Annotated in this window: 22 protein-coding genes and 1 pseudogene; 13 read left to right on the forward strand and 10 right to left on the reverse strand. The window is 25.9% G+C overall.

The window, feature by feature from the left end; all coding sequences use genetic code 11:
* A pseudogene (locus ACERKK_RS03600) lies at window positions 1-351 on the forward strand (endonuclease); the annotation flags it as partial.
* Window positions 351-1,652, forward strand: a complete 1,302-nt coding sequence (gene murJ / locus ACERKK_RS03605) for a murein biosynthesis integral membrane protein MurJ (RefSeq protein ID WP_373771715.1) — start codon at window positions 351-353, stop codon at window positions 1,650-1,652. The pseudogene ACERKK_RS03600 and the gene murJ, both read left to right, overlap by 1 nt.
* A gap of 55 nt (window positions 1,653-1,707) precedes the next feature.
* Here the strand turns inward: murJ and ACERKK_RS03610 are convergent, their stop codons facing one another.
* The 6 genes from ACERKK_RS03610 to ACERKK_RS03635 form a co-directional block, all read right to left on the reverse strand.
* On the reverse strand, window positions 1,708-2,643 hold the full coding sequence (locus ACERKK_RS03610; protein WP_373771716.1) for a GGDEF domain-containing protein: 936 nt from the start codon (window positions 2,641-2,643) through the stop codon (window positions 1,708-1,710).
* An 11-nt stretch (window positions 2,644-2,654) separates the two neighbouring features.
* Window positions 2,655-3,068, reverse strand: coding sequence for a response regulator (locus ACERKK_RS03615; RefSeq protein ID WP_373771717.1), 414 nt, complete (start codon window positions 3,066-3,068; stop codon window positions 2,655-2,657).
* A gap of 17 nt (window positions 3,069-3,085) precedes the next feature.
* Window positions 3,086-3,553 carry a chemotaxis protein CheX gene (locus tag ACERKK_RS03620; RefSeq protein WP_373771718.1) on the reverse strand — a complete coding sequence of 156 codons (468 nt, stop codon included), beginning with the start codon at window positions 3,551-3,553 and terminating at the stop codon, window positions 3,086-3,088.
* A gap of 13 nt (window positions 3,554-3,566) precedes the next feature.
* Entirely contained in the window at window positions 3,567-5,861 is a 2,295-nt protein-coding gene (locus tag ACERKK_RS03625) for an ATP-binding protein (RefSeq protein ID WP_373771719.1), read from the reverse strand.
* Between the two features lie 5 nt (window positions 5,862-5,866).
* Window positions 5,867-6,613 carry a substrate-binding periplasmic protein gene (locus ACERKK_RS03630; protein WP_373771720.1) on the reverse strand — a complete coding sequence of 249 codons (747 nt, stop codon included), beginning with the start codon at window positions 6,611-6,613 and terminating at the stop codon, window positions 5,867-5,869.
* 215 nt (window positions 6,614-6,828) lie between these two features.
* On the reverse strand, window positions 6,829-7,182 hold the full coding sequence (locus ACERKK_RS03635; RefSeq protein ID WP_373771721.1) for a RidA family protein: 354 nt from the start codon (window positions 7,180-7,182) through the stop codon (window positions 6,829-6,831).
* 148 nt (window positions 7,183-7,330) lie between these two features.
* Here ACERKK_RS03635 and ACERKK_RS03640 point away from each other — a divergent pair, with 148 nt between their 5' ends.
* The 11 genes from ACERKK_RS03640 (at window position 7,331) to ACERKK_RS03690 (ending at window position 17,574) form a co-directional block, all read left to right on the forward strand.
* Window positions 7,331-9,040 (forward strand): ABC transporter ATP-binding protein, encoded by a 1,710-nt coding sequence (locus ACERKK_RS03640; protein WP_373771722.1) that lies wholly within the window; start codon window positions 7,331-7,333, stop codon window positions 9,038-9,040.
* 116 nt (window positions 9,041-9,156) lie between these two features.
* Window positions 9,157-10,218, forward strand: coding sequence for a quinone-dependent dihydroorotate dehydrogenase (locus ACERKK_RS03645; protein ID WP_373771723.1), 1,062 nt, complete (start codon window positions 9,157-9,159; stop codon window positions 10,216-10,218).
* Window positions 10,219-10,313: 95 nt separating this feature from the next.
* The gene (locus ACERKK_RS03650) at window positions 10,314-11,573 is read left to right on the forward strand and encodes a M16 family metallopeptidase (protein WP_373771724.1); all 1,260 of its coding nucleotides are present in this window, start codon (window positions 10,314-10,316) and stop codon (window positions 11,571-11,573) included.
* Window position 11,574: 1 nt separating this feature from the next.
* On the forward strand, window positions 11,575-12,042 hold the full coding sequence (locus ACERKK_RS03655; RefSeq protein WP_373771725.1) for a globin: 468 nt from the start codon (window positions 11,575-11,577) through the stop codon (window positions 12,040-12,042).
* Between the two features lie 4 nt (window positions 12,043-12,046).
* Complete coding sequence (gene dapA / locus ACERKK_RS03660; RefSeq protein WP_373771726.1) at window positions 12,047-12,934, forward strand: 4-hydroxy-tetrahydrodipicolinate synthase; 888 nt, start codon at window positions 12,047-12,049, stop codon at window positions 12,932-12,934.
* Window positions 12,934-13,713, forward strand: coding sequence for an enoyl-ACP reductase (locus ACERKK_RS03665; protein ID WP_373771727.1), 780 nt, complete (start codon window positions 12,934-12,936; stop codon window positions 13,711-13,713). Before dapA ends, ACERKK_RS03665 begins: the two co-directional genes overlap by 1 nt.
* Window positions 13,713-14,258 carry a CDP-diacylglycerol--glycerol-3-phosphate 3-phosphatidyltransferase gene (gene pgsA / locus ACERKK_RS03670; RefSeq protein ID WP_373771728.1) on the forward strand — a complete coding sequence of 182 codons (546 nt, stop codon included), beginning with the start codon at window positions 13,713-13,715 and terminating at the stop codon, window positions 14,256-14,258. Before ACERKK_RS03665 ends, pgsA begins: the two co-directional genes overlap by 1 nt.
* A gap of 12 nt (window positions 14,259-14,270) precedes the next feature.
* Window positions 14,271-15,329, forward strand: a complete 1,059-nt coding sequence (gene rseP / locus ACERKK_RS03675; RefSeq protein WP_373771729.1) for an RIP metalloprotease RseP — start codon at window positions 14,271-14,273, stop codon at window positions 15,327-15,329.
* A gap of 25 nt (window positions 15,330-15,354) precedes the next feature.
* Window positions 15,355-16,035: a YggS family pyridoxal phosphate-dependent enzyme gene (locus ACERKK_RS03680; protein ID WP_373771730.1), complete on the forward strand. Its 681-nt coding sequence runs from the start codon at window positions 15,355-15,357 to the stop codon at window positions 16,033-16,035.
* 9 nt (window positions 16,036-16,044) lie between these two features.
* Complete coding sequence (gene thiD, locus ACERKK_RS03685) at window positions 16,045-16,803, forward strand: bifunctional hydroxymethylpyrimidine kinase/phosphomethylpyrimidine kinase (RefSeq protein ID WP_373771731.1); 759 nt, start codon at window positions 16,045-16,047, stop codon at window positions 16,801-16,803.
* Between the two features lie 180 nt (window positions 16,804-16,983).
* Window positions 16,984-17,574, forward strand: a complete 591-nt coding sequence (locus tag ACERKK_RS03690) for a hypothetical protein (protein ID WP_373771736.1) — start codon at window positions 16,984-16,986, stop codon at window positions 17,572-17,574.
* Between the two features lie 78 nt (window positions 17,575-17,652).
* Here ACERKK_RS03690 and trpC read toward each other — a convergent pair whose 3' ends face one another.
* The 4 genes from trpC to ACERKK_RS03710 all read right to left on the reverse strand — a co-directional run.
* Entirely contained in the window at window positions 17,653-18,444 is a 792-nt protein-coding gene (trpC, locus tag ACERKK_RS03695) for an indole-3-glycerol phosphate synthase TrpC (RefSeq protein ID WP_373771732.1), read from the reverse strand.
* The gene (locus ACERKK_RS03700) at window positions 18,441-19,757 is read right to left on the reverse strand and encodes a hypothetical protein (RefSeq protein ID WP_373771733.1); all 1,317 of its coding nucleotides are present in this window, start codon (window positions 19,755-19,757) and stop codon (window positions 18,441-18,443) included. The genes trpC and ACERKK_RS03700 overlap by 4 nt, the downstream gene beginning before the upstream one ends.
* Window positions 19,733-20,116 (reverse strand): YkgJ family cysteine cluster protein, encoded by a 384-nt coding sequence (locus ACERKK_RS03705; protein ID WP_373771734.1) that lies wholly within the window; start codon window positions 20,114-20,116, stop codon window positions 19,733-19,735. The genes ACERKK_RS03700 and ACERKK_RS03705 overlap by 25 nt, the downstream gene beginning before the upstream one ends.
* Window positions 20,109-20,682 (reverse strand): tRNA1(Val) (adenine(37)-N6)-methyltransferase (locus ACERKK_RS03710; protein WP_373771735.1); only part of this gene is annotated, 574 nt, incomplete at its 5' end. The genes ACERKK_RS03710 and ACERKK_RS03705, both read right to left, overlap by 8 nt.

Consider the following 20,682-nt stretch of genomic DNA (forward strand, 5'->3'; position numbering starts at 1 on the left):
CTACAAATTAATCAAATTACAAACTATCATGGATTAAAAGAGATTATAAACTTTGAAATTATAAAAAACAATGGAAAATATCAAGAGTATAAATCTTTAATATTAGATGCAAATAATATAGATATTTTTAATACAGAATATCAAAATAATATAATTAAAAATTTAAAAGGTAAGTTTATAAATCAAAAACTATATTTTAATGATAAATCAATCAAAATATTTGCAAAAGATAAAACTCTATTACCAAAAAACAATCAAAATATAAGTATAATAAGCGCTCACTTAGGTACATACAGAGGTAATCCTCAAATACTTATACATAAAAAATCAGATATAAAAGTAGAATATTAATGTTAATCAAATCAATTTTTACAAATAGCACAGGTATTTTAACCTCTAGAATTTTAGGATTTATTAGAGATTTATTAACAGCTTCAATTTTAGGTGCAAATATATATTCAGATATATTTTTTGTTGCATTTAAATTACCAAACCTTTTTAGACGTGTTTTTGCAGAAGGTGCATTTACTCAAGCTTTTATTCCAGCTTATGCAAAATCTAAACATAAAATTAGATTTTCATCAGTAGTTTTTTTACAATTATTTGGCTTTTTAATTATATTATCCCTACTTGTAACCTTGTTTTCATCACTTGTAGCAAAAGCCATAGCTATTGGTTTTGATAAGCAAACAATAGATTTAGCAGCGCCATTATTTGCTATTAACTTCTACTATTTACCAATGATATTTGTGGTTACTTTTATGGCTGCACTTTTACAATATAAACACCATTTTGCAACAACAGCATACTCAACAGCCCTACTAAATCTTGCAATGATTGCAGCACTTTTAATTTCACAAGATATGCAAAAATATGAAATTACTTTTTATCTTTCTTATGGAGTATTAGCAGGTGGATTATTACAAATTCTTGTTCATTTATATGCAATAAAAAGATTAAATTTATGTAAAATATTTCACTTTAAAAAACATCAAAAAAAAGAAGAAAACAAATTTTATAAAAACTTTATGTCTGCAACTGTAGGTTCTTCAACTTCTCATTTATCAGCATTTATTGATACATGGTTAGCATCATTTTTAATTAGTGGTTCTATATCTTATCTTTATTATGGAAATAGACTTTTTCAATTACCACTTGCATTATTTGCAATTGCAACATCAATTGCTTTATTTCCTATGATTGCAAGAAGTATAAAAAATAAAGATGAAGATAGAGCATTAAGACTAATGAAAAAATCATCTTTGATTTTATTAGGCTTATTATCAGTTTCAACACTTATTGGTATAGTTTTTAATGAGTTTATTGTAAGTTTACTTTTTGAACGTGGAGCTTTTGATAGAACAGATACAATTAATACTGCATTAATTTTAAGCATGTATTTAATTGGACTTATTCCTTTTGGAATTGCAAAGATATTTTCTTTATGGTTATATGCAAAAGAACAACAATTTTTAGCTGCTAAAATATCTGTTTATAGTTTAGCTTGGAATATTGTTTTTTCATTGATTTTAATTAAACCGTATGGAGCAGCAGGACTTGCATTTGCTAGTACTCTTAGTGGTTTTATTCTATTTTTTCTTACTATTAAGGCTTTTGGATTTAAAAAGTTCAAAGAGCTTATTTTAAATTAATATAAATAGAGGATTAAAATAATTAATTTATTTAATCTTCTATTTTAAAAATCTTTTATATTCTAAATTTTATTCTATTTCTACCACTATTTTTTGCTTCATATAGTTTTTTATCTGCTCGTTCATGTATTTCATCAATAGTTTCATCAGTTGTTTCTTTTTTATCAATTCCAATACTTACAGTAAAACTAATAGGATTATCACCTTTATTAATAACTAATTGACTAATTCCTTCTTTAATATTATCAAACTTTTCAAGAACTTCTGTCTCATTATTATACACAGTAATAACAGCAAACTCTTCTCCGCCAAGTCTTCCAAAAACATCACATTCATCTAAGTGATTTTCTACTTCTTTTGTAAATATTTTTAAAGCCTCATCTCCAATTGCATGACCATAGGTATCATTTAAATCTTTGAATTTATCTATATCTAACATTCCTACATACATATGAAAACCATCATCTAATGGAGTCTCAAAAATTTTAAGTGCTTTAGTAAAATAGTTTCGTCTATTATCAATACCTGTTAAATAATCTTTTTTTGATAAAAATTGAAGTTTTTCATTTGCTTCTTTTAGTTTTTTACTTTGAATTGCTAATTTTGTATGAGTTTTAATCATTGATGCTTGAATCTCTTTTTGTTCAGTAATATCAATAAGTATTGTATATTTAACAGTTCTACCATCAGGCCAACTAACTAATTCATCAAATGCTTGAAACCAAGTATCTGTAACCTCATCAAAATAACTTGAAATAGTTTTTTCATTTTTAAATTTTCTACTTCTTTGTTTTAACTCAGATACAGTACACCAAGAGCACATTTCATCTTGACCTGCAACCTTTTTCCAACAAAATTCTTCTCTTGGAGCATACATATTTTCAGTCATCATTTTATTTGCATATACAACTTCAAATGTTTCAATATCAACAGCATAAGCAGCAAATGGAATTACATCTAAAAGTGCTTCAAATAGTCTATTTTCTTGCATGAAAATTCCTTTTATAACTCATCATCAATAAGACTAAGTTCATCTTCTTCTTTATATGCCGCATATTTTGGAAAAACTTCACCAATACTTTGAGCAAGTTTATCATCACTTATTGGCTTTAGAATATATCCCATTGCACCAGATTGAATAGATTTAATAACCATATCTTCTTGTCCATGAGATGTAACCATAATAATTTTTGCATCTTTATCATTTTCAATTATCTTTTTAACAGCCGTAATACCATCCATATCAGGCATAGTAATATCCATAGTAACTAAATCAGGTTTTTTTATATTGTAAGATTCAATAGCTTCAACACCATTTTTAGCAGCATATACTACTTCATGACCTAAATTTTCTATAATCTTTGTAATTTTCTTTCTTATAATCAATGAATCATCTACAATTAAAACTTTTAACATCTTATATCCTATTAATTTTATTTTTCTAAAGAAATAATAGCACTTATAGCTATTTCTCCATATTGCGTTTTTACTTTTGTACTTATAATTTCTGCATTTTTATGCTTTGATATTTTTCCAGCATCATTAATTGTAATAGGAGGAGTAATAGTAACACCCTTACCTCTATTTGGAAAAGTTGGTAATGCTAAACCTATAATAGTATTTATAACTTCACCAGAAACACTATCTCTTACTTCATCAACTTCTTCAGCCTCAACTTCTTCACCATCCATAAATATTTCAACTAATTTATTAAGTATCTCATTATCATAACTAATAATTATCATACTATTAAGTGTTCCACCAGTTGCAATCATTGATGTATAATCTTTTAAAATTAACTTATCAGGACTACTTTTTTCAATTTCATCACCATTTACATTAATTGACATATCTTCTTGCAAAAATAGTCTTGTCTGTAATATTAACGAATCTAATATCATATTTTCTCCTTTTTTATGTTGGAATTATAAACTCAAATGTTGTACCAATATTAACTTGTGAGCTTATATTAATTTCTCCATTTAATTTTTCTATTTCATACTTAACAACAGACATTCCTACACCTCTTCCTGATAAAGTAGTTATTTCATCATTTGTTGATAGTTTGTCATTAAAAATCAATTTATATACTTGTTCTGTATTTAATGAACTTGTATCTATTCCCATTTGTTGAGCTTTTTCTTCTATTTTTTGAATATCCAAACCTTTACCATCATCAGCTATAATAATATGTAAGTTATCTTCTTTTTGAAAAATACTACAACTAATAGTACCAATTTCATCTTTTCCTATTTCATATCTTTCATCTAGTGTTTCTATACCATGATCAACACTATTTCTAAAAACGTGTACAAGTGATTTAATAAAAGGTTTTATTTTGTCTTGAACTAAAATATTTTTATCGGCAATTATTTCAAGTGGATATATTGACTTTTTAAGTTGTGTACTTACTTGATTTACTAATTTAGCATAAGAGTTAAACATTGTATAAATTGGTTTATTTTTTAAATTTTTAATATCATCAATTACTCTTTTATACTCATGCATTAAATTACTTTTATTTGCAATTTTTGATAAATCTTCTTCAATTTTAGAAATTGTGTCCTCTTTTACTACTATTTTTCCTTTTTTATTAAATAATTCATCACCAAGAATTGATTTTATTACATCTAGTTCTTTTGCTAACCAAGAGTTAAAATCTGTATTATTTAGTAAATTAAGTAGATGTTCATTTGTATTATCTTGATTAGAAAGAAGTTTTGATAATTGATTTTCTAAAGCATGAAGGTTTTTAAGCATAAACTGCATATCTTTTTGGGCAAAAAGTCCTTTAAATGTATGAATTGTTCTATAAAGTGTAGTTGTATTATGAAGTGCTGTTTTATTTAAATCAATACTTTTTTGTCTATTTTGAACAAAATTATTAAATTCATCAATTAAATCAAAAAATTCTTCACTATCACTTATTACAGAAACAATCATTTTAAGAGTATCTTTTTCTTTATTAATCTTTTTTTGAAGAATTTTATTTGCAGTTATATCTGTAAAAATAAGCATATATCTTGAGTCTTGAATTATCTTATATTTAACACTAATAGCTTTTTTATTAATAATAAACTCTTTTTGTAATAGTGAGATTATATTTTTAATTTTTAATTCATTTGTTTCATTAAGTAATGAACGTAATGTTTCTTCAAAAAACTCTCTTTTATTTTCATCTTCTTTATAAAGTAACTCACCAATTGCAATATTTGAAATTTCTTTTTTAAATATATTTTTACACTCTAAAGAGTATTCAGAATCAATTAATAAATCGCTTCCAAAAGATAAGAATCCTTGATCAGCATTATTTAATAAGACTTCAACTTTATTTGTTTTTTCATCTAATTGTTTTGTTCTAAGTAGAATTTTTTCTTCTAAGTTATTATTTAACTCATGTATCTCTTCATGTAATCTTGCACTAACAGCAATATTATCATTTAATGATTTTGCCATTGAACCAAACTCATCATTTGTATTTATCTCTATTCTATTTGTATTATCCGTTTTATTTTGTAAAAACATAAAAAAACTATCTAAACCAGTATTTAAAATTTTTAAAGGTTTTAAAACTGTTTTATAGGTCATGTAAAATACTAAAATAAATAGTATTATTGCAATGCTTATTAAAAATATTATTTGATTAAATACAACATTATCAAGTTGCTCTTGTTGCTTTAAATTATTAGCTTTTAGTTTTTCAAATAACTCTTCTTTTGATTTTTTAAATTGAGAAATAATAAGAGTATCATCATAATAAACTTTTACAAATCCTAATATCATTGATGAGTTACCCCATATAATATCTTTTTCTATAAATTTATATTTATCTTTAAGATTTTTGTTTTTATCTTTGTATAAAGCAGAAAAAACTTCATTATTTGATTTTTCGAATACTTCTATTGCTTTAATATTCTCAACCTCTAAAAACTCTTCTAATGATAAAGAGATATTTTCAATATCAAAATCATAAACATATTGTGCACTTATTCTTGAAATCATTTTTGCTAAAAATTCTATATTTTGTTTTTCATACTCTAATCTATCATTTTTATCTTTTTCAAATTGTTCTATAATTTTTTTAGAATTTCTGACTTGTGCATCTTTTATAATCTTTTTTTCACTATTTAAGAAAAAAATCATTAATAAGGAAAACAAAAGTGTTACTATAAATACTAAAGGAATGATTATTTTATTTGTTAATTTCATACTATTTACTTATACCTTTTTAGAATATTTTCATAAGTTCCATCTTTTTTTATTTCATCCAAAGAATCTTGAAATTTTTGAATTATCCAATCGGGAGTATTTTTTTCAAAGGCAAGATATAAGCCAAGTTTTTTAATATCAAATACATTTTCATATTTACTTATATCAACATTATTAGATTTCATTTCCCAAAAAGCAACTTCAACACCATAAGAGAAAATATCAATTCTATTTGCATCTAATTTTCTTATAGATTTTATTAAAGCATTTGAACCAGATGTTGTATCAATATTTTCTTTTGATACATTTTCATTTAAAAGAATTTGTTCACCAATATCATTTAAAACAGCACCAACTTTATATTTTTTTAAATCAGCTAATGAATTAATTTTAATATTCTTATCTTTTTTAGCAATTAAACCACTAACAGTGTGAGCAATAGGTCCTACCCATTTAAAAAGTTCTTCTCTTTCATTTGTTCTAGTCATAGAAAAAAGTATAGTATTTTTCTTTTTTTGAACTATATTATAAGCTCTTGACCAAGAAATAAGTTCTATGTCACTTTTATTTTGTTTTGAATTAACTCTTTTTAAAATTTCTTCAAAAACATCAACAGAAATACCACTTGTTTTATCTTTTACTTGCATATTAAAAGGGGGATAGTTTTCGGTCATTATTTTAAATTTAGGAAGTTCTTGTGATAGTACAGTTGTAGTTATAAATAAGCTTAGATATATTAATATTTTTTTCATTACTTTAACCTTTTTTTATTTTAAGGTTTAATTATACATAAAAAATATTTTTTTTAAATGATTATGTACATAATTTTTACATAAATTTAAAATTTTTTTCATAATTTTTAATATTAAAGAAGTATATAATCAAGTTTTCAAAAAACTGTCAGTTTTTTATATTTTAGTATTTAAGTATCAAAACTTGCCTCTTACAGACAAGTTTTAATAGTATTTTATTTAACTTTTACAGCAGTAAAAATTATTTCAACTAATGTTTCAGCACTTGCCATATTTGCTTCTACACAAGCCCTAGCTGGTGGATTTTCTTTTGAAACCCAAAAGTCCCAAGCTTCATTAAAAGCAGAGAAATCTCTATAAATATCTTTAACAAATATTTCTGCACGTAAAATACAATCTTTGTTTGAACCAATTTCTTTTAATCTTTGTTCTGCAATTTCAAAAACTCTTTGTGCTTGTCCTTTTATATCTAATGTTTTATCATCAGATACAATCCCTGCTAAATAAACTGTATTATTATATTCTACAATTCTACTCATTCTTTCATTTACTTCTTTTCTTGTAATCATTTTTGCCCCTAAATATATTAATATTTTTAGTATAACAAGTTTTTAATAATAATTATAAATTACTCAAAGAGATTCAAATTTCTTTTAATTTATAAATTAAACATAATTAGGATAAAATAAGGACTTTACTCATAAACATAGGATTATAATGAAAGAATTTTTTAAACAATACACCCCTTTTTATAAAAACTACAAACTTGAATTTTTTTACTCATTTATTGGAATTATTTTAGTTGCAGCAGCAACATCTGGAACAGCTTATGTAATTCAGCCTTTATTAGATGATATTTTTATTAATAAAGATGAAGAAATGCTATTTTTAATGCCAATTTTCGTAGTTGTACTTTATGGTTCAAAAGGTTTTGGAAGATATATTCAAGCATATTATATTTCATATATTGGTCAAGATATTACAAGAATTGTAAGAGATAGACTTTTTTCTCATGTATTAAATTTAGATATTGATTTTTTTCAAAAAAAACATGGTGGAGAATTAGTTAGTAGAATTATAAATGATATAAATAGAATTCAAAGTGCGGTATCAAATTATGTTGCAGAATTTTTAAGAGAAGTTCTTACAATATTTGGACTTGTTGGTCTTGTAATTTATCATTCACCAGAACTTGCATTTTATGGTTTAATTGTTTTACCTTTAGCTATTTATCCTTTATCACTTCTTGCAAAAAGAATGAAAAAACTATCATTTAGATCACAAGAAACAAACTCAGATATTACATCATCTTTAACAGAATCATTTAATAATATTGAAATTATTAAAGCTAATTCAACTGAAATTATTGAAGGTGATAAATTTAAAAAACATAATGCAAATTTCTTTAAATATAATATGAAAGGAGTTAAAACAAATGAGTTAACTTCTCCTTTAATGGAAATTATTGGTGCATTTGCTTTTGCTGCTGTTATTATAGTTGGTGGAAGTAAAGTAATATCAGGAGAATTAACAACTGGTACATTTACATCATTTATTGCTGCACTTTTTATGCTTTATACTCCAATAAAACGATTATCAAGTTTATATAATAAAATGCAAGATGCACTAGCTGCAAATGAAAGAATAAATGAAATATTTGCAAAAAAAGCTAATATTAAATCTGGAACACTTGATTTTCCTAAAAATATAAATGATGTTGTTTTTGAAGATGTTGTTTTAAAATATGGTGATTTTACTGCATTAAAAGATATTAGTTTTACTGCAAAAAAAGGTGAAAAGATTGCTTTAGTTGGAGATAGTGGTGGTGGAAAATCATCACTTATAAATCTTGTAATTAGATTTTATGATACTTTTAGTGGAGATATTAAATTAAATAATACTTCTATAAAAGATTTTTCAATTAAATCTTTAAGAGAAAATATTTCAATAGTAACACAAAGAGTATACATTTTTAATGACTCAATTGCTGCTAATATTGCCTATGGTTATGAAATAAATGAAGATAGAGTAATTGAAGTATTAAAACAAGCTCATGCCTTTGATTTTGTTAGTAAAATGCCTGAGGGAATAAATACTAAACTAGATGAATTTGGTGTAAATTTATCAGGTGGACAAAGACAAAGAATTGCAATTGCAAGAGCTTTATATAAAAATCCACAAATTCTAATATTAGATGAAGCAACATCTGCACTTGATAATGAAAGTGAATCAATTATTTCAGAAGTAATAAATGAAGTAAGCCAAGATAAAATTACATTTGTAATTGCACATAGATTAAGTACAATAAAAAATGCAAATAGTATCGCTGTGTTCAAAGATGGTAAAATTGTTTGTATGGATAATGAAGAGAATCTTTTAAAAACTTGTAAAGAGTACCAACGACTATATAACTTAGCAAATATATAATTTTATATTTGCTATTTAACTATAATTTAAACTAATAATAAAGTATTAAATCTTATTAAAACTTATATTTAACGAATTTTGGATAAAATATCTAAATTATAAAAAAGGGTATAAATTTGTTTACATATAACACACTTAAAAAATTTCTGTTTAAATTTGAACCAGAAACAGCACACCATATGGCTGAACTAGGTCTAAAAGTAATAGGAAATTGTAAATTAATAAAGAATCCTATGGAAAAAAAGAATTTTATAAGTGATTCAAAACTTTCACAAGAACTTTTTGGAGTAAAATTTGTTAACCCAGTTGGACTTGCTGCAGGTTTTGATAAAAATGCAACAATGGTAAAATCTATGCCTGCTTTAGGTTTTGGTTTTACAGAAATTGGAACTATGACTCCAAGACCACAAGATGGAAATGCTAAACCAAGAATGTTTAGATACCCTGAGCATAAATCAGTACAAAATGCAATGGGATTTAATAACGAAGGTGCTCATAAAGTATTAAAAAACTTAAAAAAAGTGTATCCTGCAAATATTCCTGTTGGTGTAAATATTGGTAAAAATAAAACTACACCAGAAAAGTTTGCACTTAGTGATTATAAATCATTAATTAAAAAATTTGAACAAACTAGTGATTACTTAGTAATAAATATTTCTAGTCCAAATACGCCAAATTTAAGAGATTTACAAAATGAAGAGTTTATTACTGAACTTTTTACAATGGCAAAAGATTTAACAAAAAAACCAATTTTATTAAAAATTGCTCCTGATATGCAAGCAAATGTTGCTATTGATTTATGTAAAAGTGCTATAAAAGCAGGTTGTGCTGGTATTATTGCTACAAATACAACTATTGATTATGATTTAGTTCCAAATTGCCAAAATTTTGGTGGATTAAGTGGAGCTTGTTTAACTGAAAAATCATATAATTTATTTAAAGAAATTGCAAAAGAATTATTTGGAAAAACAATTTTGATTTCAGCTGGTGGAATTTCAAGTGGTGAACAAGCATATGCAAGAATTAAAGCAGGTGCTACTTTAGTACAGGCATATTCTGGTCTAATTTTTGAAGGTCCTTCAATGGTTAGAAAAATAAATGAAGAAATCTTAGAACTAATGGCAAAAGATGGATATGAAAATATTCAAGAAGCTATTGGAGCAGATTTAAGTAAATAATAAAAAAGGTAAATATAAAAATGAAAACGCTTTTACAATTAAAAAAATATTTTTTGCTTTTTACTTTTTATCTTTTACTAACTACGGGGGATTTAATGAGCAATAGCTTACCAAAATATTATACACAGACATTAGAGAATGGTTTACAAATAGTAGCAATTCCGATGAAAAATGGCTCTAACGTAGTATCAACTGATATTTTTTATAAAGTTGGTAGTCGTGATGAAAAAATGGGCAAAAGTGGAATAGCACATATGTTAGAACACCTAAATTTTAAATCTACTAAAAATTTAAAATCTGGGGAATTTGATGAAATAGTAAAAGGTTTTGGAGGGGTAAATAATGCCTCTACATCATTTGACTTTACACATTATTATATTAAATCAGCTTCTAAAAATATGGATAAATCTTTAGAGTTATTTGCAGACTTAATGGAAAACTTAACATTAAAAGATGAAGAGTTTCAACCAGAACGTGATGTAGTTGCAGAAGAAAGACGTTGGAGAACTGATAATTCACCAATGGGATATTTACAATTTAGATTATTTAATAATGCTTATATTTACCATCCATACCATTGGACACCAATTGGATTTATGAATGATATTAAAAATTGGACAATTGAAGATATTAAAGATTTTCATAGTACATATTATCAACCAAAAAATGCAGTTGTTGTAGTTGCTGGTGATATTGATGAAAAAGAAGTATTTAAAGCAACAAAAAAATATTTTAAAAATATAGAAAATACAAAAGAAATTCCATCAAAACTTCATACAGTAGAACCTAAACAAGATGGTGCTAAAAAAATCACTATTCATAAAGATTCTGCTGTTGAAATGATTGCAATAACTTATCATATTCCAAACTTTGAACATAAAGATCAAGTTGCATTATCAGCACTTAGTGAATTATTAAGTTCAGGGAAAAGTTCAATTTTAGAAAAGAGATTAGTAGATGAAAAAAGATTAGTTAATACTATTTATGCTTATAATCTTGAATTAAAAGACCCTGGTTTATTTATGTTTGTTGCAGCTGCAAATCAAGGTGTAAAAGCTAAAGATATTGAAAAAGAAATTTTAGCTATAATCGACGAAATTAAAAAAGGTGCTATATCTAAAAAAGATATTGAAAAAATCAAAATCAATACAAAAGCTGATTTTATTTTCTCACTTGAAAGCTCTACATCAGTAGCTTCATTATATGGTTCATATTTTGTAAGAGATAATGTTAAGCCATTATTTGATTATGAGAAAAAAGTAGAAGCATTAACAAAAAAAGATTTAATAAAAGTTGCAAATAAGTACTTATTAAAACAAAATTCTACAACTGTAATTTTAAAACAAGAAAAGTAGTATGGATTATACAGTAACAAAAACAAAGCTTGGTCAAAGACCAGACTTTAAATACCCTAAACCTATTTTTATAGAAGAATTAGGTGAAGAAGGTTTAGTTAAATTATTTAGTGATTTTTATGATTTAATAGTTGAAAGTGATATTGGTAATTTTTTTCCTCAAGAAGGTGAAGAATTAGAAAAGATCAAAGCACATAATGTAAAGTTTTTTATTGAAGCTGCCGGTGGTCCTAAATATTACACTCAAGCTGTTGGACATTTTGATATGTTAAAAACACATGAGCAATTCTCTATTACTGAAAAAGCTAGAAGAGAATGGCTTGGTTGTATGGAAGAAGTTTTAAGAGATGTTGATATTTCAGATGAAGCTAAACAAAGCTTTTGGGATTTTTTAGAAGTTTTTTCAAAACATACAGTAAATGTTGATGCAGGTTTAGAATTAGAAGATTTAGTAGTAAAGAGAGGATAAGGATATGGAAATTATAACCGGTGCAATGACTGCACTAATCACACCATTTAAAAATGGAAATGTTGATTTAGAAAAATATGAGTCTTTAATTAAAAGACAAATAGCACAAGGTATTGATGTTGTTGTTCCTGTTGGAACAACTGGTGAAAGTGCAACTTTATCTCATAAAGAGCATAAAGAGTGTATCGAAGTTGCAGTTGCTACTTGTAAAGGCAGTGGCGTAAAAGTTATTGCAGGTGCTGGTTCTAATGCAACACATGAAGCTTGCGATATTGCAAAACACGCTCAAGGTGTTGGTGCTGATGGACTTTTATCTGTAACGCCTTATTATAATAAGCCAATGCAAGAAGGTTTATATCAACATTATAAAGCAATTGCAAATTCTGTTGATATTCCTGTTATGCTTTACAATGTACCTGGAAGAACAGGTGTTGATTTAACAGCTGATACAACTATTAGACTATTTGATGACGTTCCTAATATCTACGCTACTAAAGAAGCAACTGGTTCATTAGATAGAACTATTGAATTATTATCACAAAGAAAAGATTTAGTAATCGTTTCTGGTGATGATGCTATTGATTTTCCAATGTTAGTAAATGGTTGTAAAGGTATTATTTCTGTAACTGCAAACTTACTTCCTAATCTAAAATCAAGACTTGTTCATGCTATTGAAGAAGGAAAATTAGATGAAGCAAGAAAAATAAATGAAGATTTATATGCTTTAAATACAGTATTATTCTGTGAAAGCAACCCTATTCCAATCAAAGCAGCTATGTATTTAGCAGGTTTATTGGATACATTGGAATATAGACTTCCATTAACTGCACCAAGTGCGCAAACAATGAAAAAATTAGAAGAAACATTAAAACAATATGAGGTAATTAAATAATGAGTAATAATATGCAAGGTAAAACTTTAGTAATTTCTGGTGGAACAAAAGGTATTGGTAAAGAGTGTGTTTATAAATTTGCAAAAAATGGTGTAAATGTTGCATTTACATATAATTCAAATCAACAATTTGCAGAAGATATCTGTAAAGATGTAGAAGAAAAATTTGGTGTAAAATGTAGATGTTACCCTTTTAATATTCTTGAGCCTGAGTTATACAAAGAGTTATTTGAAGAAATTGACAAAGACTTTGATAGAGTTGATTTCTTTATTTCTAATGCTATGATTTACGGAAGAGCAGTTGTTGGTGGATATGGTAAATTTATGAAATTAAAACCAAGAGGTTTAAATAATATTTATACTGCAACTGTAAATGCATTTGTTTGTGGTTCACAACAAGCTGCTAAAAGAATGCAAAAAGTTGGTGGTGGAGCTATTGTTTCATTAAGTTCAACTGGTAACTTAGTATATATTCCAAACTATTCAGGACATGGAACAAATAAAGCAGCTGTTGAAGCAATGGTTAGATATGCAGCTACTGAATTAGGTGAAATGAATATTAGAGTAAATGCAGTTTCAGGAGGACCAATTGATACAGATGCACTTAAGGCATTTACAAACTATGATGAAGTTAAACAAAAAACAATCGATTTATCAGCACTAAAAAGAATGGGACAACCTGAAGATTTAGCACAATCTTGTTATTTCTTATGTACAGAAGATGCTTCTTGGATTACAGCTCATACATTAGTTGTTGATGGTGGAACAACTTTTAGATAATGAAAAATAAAGCACTTAACCTTCCAAATGCTTTAGCTTTATTTAGAATAGCATTAGCTCCGCTAATGCTATGGATTTTAATTGATAGAAATAATCCAATTTTTGATTCATGGCATCCTTCATGGTTTGACTACTTTGCTGGTCTTATCTTCGTAATAGCTTCAGTTACAGACTTTTTTGATGGTTTTATTGCAAGAGCATGGAACCAAATGACTAAACTTGGTGGTATATTAGATCCACTTGCTGATAAAATGTTAGTTTTAGCAGGTTTTTTAGGTTTAATCGTAATTGATAGAGCATCTGCAATGGCTGTATTTTTAATACTTTCACGAGAATTTTTTATTACAGGACTTAGAGTTGTAGCTGTATCTGAGGGTAAAAATGTAGCTTCAACAATGGCAGGAAAAATAAAAACTGTTGTTCAAATGATAGCTATTGGTTTTCTAATTATGCAATGGCCTTATGGAACTGAACTTTTATGGATTGCAGTTATATTAACATTATATTCAGGTTATGAATATATAAGAGATTATTTTAAAAATTAAACGGAGTTTTATTTGGGTACTATTACTTTTCTTCTTGTACTATCTTTCTTAGTATTTTTCCACGAACTAGGACACTTTTTAGCAGCACGTTATTTTGGTGTAAAAGTTCATGTATTTTCAATTGGTTTTGGAAAACAATTATTTAAAAAAGAGTGGATGGGTACAACTTGGCAACTTGCATTAATTCCTCTTGGTGGTTATGTAAAAATGAAAGGTCAAGATGATTCAAAACCTAGCTTAAGTGAAGAAGGTGATGATTCATATAATACAAAAAAACCTTGGCAAAGAATAGTTATTTTATTTGCAGGACCATTTGCAAACTTTATTTTAGCAGCTGTTTTATTTTTCTCTATTGCTCTAATAGGTGCAACATCATGGGCTCCACAAGTTGGAACTGTTATGAAAGACTCACCTGCTTATAAAGCAGGAATATTACCAAATGATGAAATTGTTAAAATTAATAATCATGAAATTAAAGTTTGGGAAGATATTGGTAAAATAATCATTGATACAAATGGACCTTTAAAATTCTATATACAAAGAGATAATAAATTAATTGCAAAAACAATTAATCCATTAGTTAGCGATTCACATAATATGTTTAAAGAAAAAATACGAAAAAGAATGATAGGAATTTCTCCATCAGGTAAAATCGTAGAGTTAAAATTAACAATTGGCCAATCTTTAGTTTATGCTTATGAAAAAACAATTTTTGCATCAACAATGATTTTTCAAGGTGTTCAAAAACTTATTCAAGGTGTGATTCCAAGCAGTGAAGTTGGTGGAGTTATATCAATTGGAAAAGTAATTTCAGATGCAAGTGAATCTAGTATTATTGCATTATTAAGTATTACTGCATTGATTTCTGTAAACCTTGGAGTTTTAAATCTTCTTCCTATTCCTGCACTTGATGGTGGACATATTATGTTTAATATCTATGAAATGATAAGAAGAAAAAAACCAAGTGATAAAGTGTTTATGTTTTTAACAATTATGGGTTGGGTAATATTAGGAAGTTTAATGCTTCTTGGAATATACAACGATGTTAATAGAATTTTTTTAAATGACTAAATAATTAAATTAATAAAGAGATAAAATGAATAAGCAAACAGCAACAAAAAATTTAGATGATATTATTTCAAGAGTTGAAGGTGCAAGATTAAGAATATCAGAACACCATATTGTAAAAATAATTGGTATTAGTAAATATTCTACTGCAGAGGATATTGAAACTTTATATAACTCAGGACAAAGAGCTTTTGGTGAAAATAAAGTTCAAGACTTAAAAGAAAAAATGGCTACACTTGAAGAATTACCTTTAGAGTGGCATTTTGTTGGAACTTTACAAAAAAATAAAATCAATAATCTAATTGACTTAAATCCATCATTAGTTCATTCAATTGATAGTTTAGAATTAGCACAAGAACTTGATAAAAAACTTCAAGCAAAAGATAAAAAGTTATCTGCCCTACTTCAAATAAATTCAGCTTATGAAGATAGTAAATCAGGTGTTAAACCAGAAGAAGCAGTTTTTATTTATAAAGAAATACTTGATACTTGTCCTAATATAAAACTAAAAGGTGTTATGAGTATTGGTGCTCATAGTGAAGATGAAAAACTTATTAAAGAATCATTTAAAACTACTAAAAAAATCTATGATGAAGTAACTCCTTTTGGAGCAAAATATTGTTCTATGGGTATGAGTTCTGATTTTGAACTTGCAATTGCATGTGGTTCAAATATGATTAGAGTTGGTTCAACTTTATTTAAAGACTAAGATAAAAATATGAACATCATACTTAGTATTGCAGGTAGTGATAGTGGTGGTGGAGCTGGAATTCAAGCTGATATAAAAAGTGCTCAATATCATGGTGTTTTTTCTACGACTGCAATTACAGCTATTACTGCTCAAAATACTACTGGTGTTCAAAATGTTTTAGCACTTGATGCATCTTTTGTTCAAGAACAAATAAAATCTGTTCTTAGCGACTTTGATGTAAAAGCTATTAAAATTGGAATGTTAGGTTCAAAAGAATTAATTTTAGCGGTAAAAGAATCACTTAAAGATATTAATATTCCAATTATTCTAGACCCTGTTGCAATCTCAAGAGCAGGAAGTAAACTTTTAGATGATGATGCAATTGAATCTTTAAAAGAGATATTTGACCTTGCATTAATCATTACTCCAAATAAACATGAAGCAAAACTATTTTTTAATGTAGAAAAAAAAGAAGATATTTTAAACGCTACTTCATATAATACAAATATACTTTTTAAAAATCTTGAAGAAAATGAAAATACTTGCACAGATATTTTATTAACTAAAGAGAAACAGTTAATTGAATATTCTAGTAAAAAAGCTAATACTTTAAATACTCATGGAACAGGATGTAGTTTTAGTTCATCAATTGCTTCAATTATTGCAAAAGGTAAAAACCTTGATGAGGCAATAATAATTTCTAAAGAGTATATATATAAAGCCATTGAAAAAGCACCAAATTTAGGTAGTAAAAATGGACCTATAAATCATATGTTAAAAGATTAAAATATTACTTTCATTTTGTTATATTTTAAAGAATAATAAAAAATTTATGATAATATTCCAATACTACAATTAATTAATTTCAAGGAATTTCAAATAGCTTCTTTTGAACAACATGTAAATATTGCAATTATTGCAACAGGTGTATTAATAACACCTCTATACTCAGCAGGATTACTTGATATAAACCAATCTTTAGTGATATTAGCATTAGGTATGATTGGTGGTGTTTTACCTGATTTAGACTCAGATAGCTCAAAACCTGTTCAAATTGTTTTTAAGATATTAGCAATTTTTCTTCCACTTTTAGTTTTATTACTTATGCCTCAAAAATTACCAATACTACATATGCTTGGAATTTGGTTGGTATCAACTTTTGTGCTAAAACTATTATTTACAATATTCTTCTTAAAAATGACAACTCATAGAGGAATTTTTCACACCATTCCTATGGGAATACTTTTTGCACAACTTTTAATTTTACTATTTCATTACGTATTTGAATTTGATTTAAAATTTTCTACAATTGCAGGGACATTTTTATTTTTTGGATTCGTTCTTCATCTAATACTTGATGAATTAGTTAGTTTAAATATCTTAGGTTTAAGAGTTAAAAATTCATTTGGTACAGCTTTTAAAATATATGATGTAAATAATATATATGGAACTTTAGTATTATATATTTCTATAATTACATTATATTATTTAATGCCATTTTCAAATGATATTTATGTAAGTATATTTGATTTATTAAAAGATATTAGATTTATTTAATAATCTTTTATTTCTAGTAAGTATATAAAAAAAGGCTAAGATAAAATATCTTAGCCTTTTTTATTAAAAAATCAATAACTAATTTAAAGAGTTTTTAAACTTTGTCATTTCATCTTCAATATTATCAACTCGCATAAAATGCTCACCAATTAAAAACGCATCAGCACCAATAGCAGATAATCTTTTGATAGTTTCTGTATTTGAAACACCTGATTCTGCTACGATAACTTTTCCATTTGGAATCATGGGAATTAATTTATCACAAAGTTCCATATCCATTTCAAAAGTATCAAGATTTCTATGATTAATACCAATAATTGAAGCACCACATTTCATAGCTTTTGTTAAGTCTTCTTTATCATGAATTTCAACTAATACTTCTAAGCCTAAGTGTAAAGCATATTCATATAATTCTTTTAACTCTTTTGTTCCTAAAGCTTTTGCAATAAGTAAAATAAAATCAGCTCCATATACTAAAGCTTCAACAATTTGATACTTATCAACAATAAAATCTTTTCTTAAAAGTGGTGTTGGAACATATCTTCTAATTGCAGTTAGGTATTCTAAGTTACCTTGAAAATAGTGTGGTTCTGTTAAAACAGAAATTGCATTTGCTCCACTATTACTATATGCTTGTGCTATTACTAATGGATCAAAATCTTCTTTGATTATTCCTTTTGAAGGACTTGCTTTTTTAACTTCAGCAATAATTCTAATAGGCTCATCTTTTGTTGATGTTAAAAATTTTATTACATCTCTTGGAGCAAATGGATTTGAAGCTAATGTTCTTCCTAATAAATCCAATGGTATATCTTTTTTTCTAATTTCTAAATCTTGTTTTGTTCTTTCTATAATCTCGTCTAATATCACTTTTTACACTCCTTAATTTTTTCCCAATGTAGTTTTATTTCTTCATCATCTAATCCAACTTTATCAACAACTCTTTTCATTTGAGTATAAGCTTCTAAACAATTGTTTAATTTAAACTCACCCCAAGCTAGAGTATCAATAAACGCTAAGTTATCTGGTTGAACTTTTAATGCCTTTTTTACTAATCTAAGACCTTTTTTAATATCTTTATCATAATCAATTAGTAAGTATGCAAAGTAGTTATCATAAACTGCATTATCTATACTTTTAAGTGCCTCATCTAATTTAAGAATAACTTCATTAATAACTAAAGATTTATTTTCTGCTCTTTCAAATTCCATAATTGCAATTTGTGCTAAAAAATCTGAGTTATTAGTTTTTAAATATAATTTATTTAATAAAGAATAAGCTTTATCCATTTTGTTTGAAGTTTGATATAAGGCTATTAATAAAACATCTTCAGGAGAATTAACTTCTAAAAATTTAATCGCATCTTCAATATTATCTTTTGCAAGATATTTTATTAATAAACTTTTTGTTTTTAAAGATAAGTCATATTTTTTATTTTCTTCATAATCAAAATACATTTTTTTTAAAAAAGGAGTTAGTTTTTCATTTTGATTATCTTTTTCATAAAATGTTAATAACTGTAAACATATATTAAAAACATAACCATTTTTTTCTATAAAAGTTTCAAGTCTTTTTTTTGTTTCTTCTTTTTCTAATAAGTAATAGTATTGGATATTTGATAAAGTGTTTAATGTATTTTCTGAATTATTTAATAAAAATGATTTTTCAAATTGTAAAAAGCCATTTTTAAAATCTTTTAGTTCAATATAAATAGAACCTAATAATTCATAATTTAAATCATTTTTATACTTAGATATTAACTCTTTTGCATAAATTAACGCACTTTGTTTTTCGCTTAAGTTTAATAAAGATAAAGAGTATAATTTTAAAAGCATCTCTTCTTCTTTGATATTTGATAATAAATATTTTGAAATATTTCTTTTTACACTTTGATAATCTTTTAGATTAAAAGAAATCAGTAAGTATCTAAGTAAATACTCATATTTATTTGTATTTTCAAATAGACTTAAATATACATGTCTTGCATCATCAAAAGCATTTTGATTTTCATATTCTAGGGCAAAAATTATATAATGATTTTCTAAGTCAAATTCACTTGTTTTAACTTTTGTAAATTCTTGTTTTTGTATTATTTTAGGTTCTAATTTATTAGAGGCTAAAGTACAGCCTGATAATGAGAATAGTAAAGTCGCAGTAACTAAATAGTTTTGATAGCTGGACATTCTGCACAAACCTCTTCTATATTTTCTTTAAAGTATTCCCAAAATGGAAATGTTTTACATTGTAGTGGACGAGCCTCATAAATTGAGCATTGTCTTTTTTCTAAATTAAAAAAAGTACAAGCATAATTATCTTCTTCTAATTTTATCTCTTTTATACTGTATTTATAGCCTATTTTTTCTAAATACTTGATTCTTAGTTCATCTAATGTAATATTTAAATGTTTAGCTAAGTTTTCAATTTCAGGAAGTGTTATCCAAATATAACCACTTTCTCCAATACAACAGTTACCCTTGCATGAATTACAGCCATTTGGATCAAATGCAAAATCAAACCCGTCTTTTTTTATTAAATTACTCAATTTCAACCTTTATGCTATGAGTTGATGATTTCTCATATATTGATTTAACTTCTTTTGTAAACTCTTTATCATCAAATACAAATAGTGGTTTTACTATTTGTGTTAATGATTTTGAATTTTTTCTTGCATATACTAAAATTAGTGTTGCATCTTTTGAAGAATTTGGATGAACAAACTGTAATGATTCTAAATTCATTTTATACTTATTTAAATATAAAAGTATCTCATTTATTTGTTTCACATCGTAACAAAAGAAAAACTTACCAGAATCTTTTAATATAGAAGATGCTCTTTTTATAAATAATTCTAATGGCATAGAATCATTATATCTAGCAATTTTAATATTTTCATTATCACTTTTTATAACCGCTGAATGATAAAAAGGTGGGTTTGAAACACAAATATCAAATTTTTTATCAAAATCTTTTTCTAAAAAAGAACCCTCATATAAGTTTGCATAAATTTTGTTATTTTTAGCATTTAATGTTGATAGAAATTGAAATGTTTTTTGAAGTTCGACCTGATTTAAACTTAAATTTTCATATTCCCTAGAAACCAGTAGCCCC

This window comes from Poseidonibacter sp., assembly GCF_041821165.1.
Taxonomy (GTDB): domain Bacteria; phylum Campylobacterota; class Campylobacteria; order Campylobacterales; family Arcobacteraceae; genus Poseidonibacter.

What these genes read in the sequence shown, in the direction of transcription:
- murJ (WP_373771715.1), top strand. Translation starts at nt 351, where the DNA reads ATGTTAATCAAATCAATTTTTACAAATAGCACAGGTATTTTAACCTCT.
- ACERKK_RS03610 (WP_373771716.1), bottom strand. Translation starts at nt 2,643, where the DNA reads ATGCAAGAAAATAGACTATTTGAAGCACTTTTAGATGTAATTCCATTT.
- ACERKK_RS03615 (WP_373771717.1), bottom strand. Translation starts at nt 3,068, where the DNA reads ATGTTAAAAGTTTTAATTGTAGATGATTCATTGATTATAAGAAAGAAA.
- ACERKK_RS03620 (WP_373771718.1), bottom strand. Translation starts at nt 3,553, where the DNA reads ATGATATTAGATTCGTTAATATTACAGACAAGACTATTTTTGCAAGAA.
- ACERKK_RS03625 (WP_373771719.1), bottom strand. Translation starts at nt 5,861, where the DNA reads ATGAAATTAACAAATAAAATAATCATTCCTTTAGTATTTATAGTAACA.
- ACERKK_RS03630 (WP_373771720.1), bottom strand. Translation starts at nt 6,613, where the DNA reads ATGAAAAAAATATTAATATATCTAAGCTTATTTATAACTACAACTGTA.
- ACERKK_RS03635 (WP_373771721.1), bottom strand. Translation starts at nt 7,182, where the DNA reads ATGATTACAAGAAAAGAAGTAAATGAAAGAATGAGTAGAATTGTAGAA.
- ACERKK_RS03640 (WP_373771722.1), top strand. Translation starts at nt 7,331, where the DNA reads ATGAAAGAATTTTTTAAACAATACACCCCTTTTTATAAAAACTACAAA.
- ACERKK_RS03650 (WP_373771724.1), top strand. Translation starts at nt 10,314, where the DNA reads ATGAGCAATAGCTTACCAAAATATTATACACAGACATTAGAGAATGGT.
- ACERKK_RS03655 (WP_373771725.1), top strand. Translation starts at nt 11,575, where the DNA reads ATGGATTATACAGTAACAAAAACAAAGCTTGGTCAAAGACCAGACTTT.
- dapA (WP_373771726.1), top strand. Translation starts at nt 12,047, where the DNA reads ATGGAAATTATAACCGGTGCAATGACTGCACTAATCACACCATTTAAA.
- ACERKK_RS03665 (WP_373771727.1), top strand. Translation starts at nt 12,934, where the DNA reads ATGAGTAATAATATGCAAGGTAAAACTTTAGTAATTTCTGGTGGAACA.
- pgsA (WP_373771728.1), top strand. Translation starts at nt 13,713, where the DNA reads ATGAAAAATAAAGCACTTAACCTTCCAAATGCTTTAGCTTTATTTAGA.
- ACERKK_RS03680 (WP_373771730.1), top strand. Translation starts at nt 15,355, where the DNA reads ATGAATAAGCAAACAGCAACAAAAAATTTAGATGATATTATTTCAAGA.
- thiD (WP_373771731.1), top strand. Translation starts at nt 16,045, where the DNA reads ATGAACATCATACTTAGTATTGCAGGTAGTGATAGTGGTGGTGGAGCT.
- ACERKK_RS03700 (WP_373771733.1), bottom strand. Translation starts at nt 19,757, where the DNA reads ATGTCCAGCTATCAAAACTATTTAGTTACTGCGACTTTACTATTCTCA.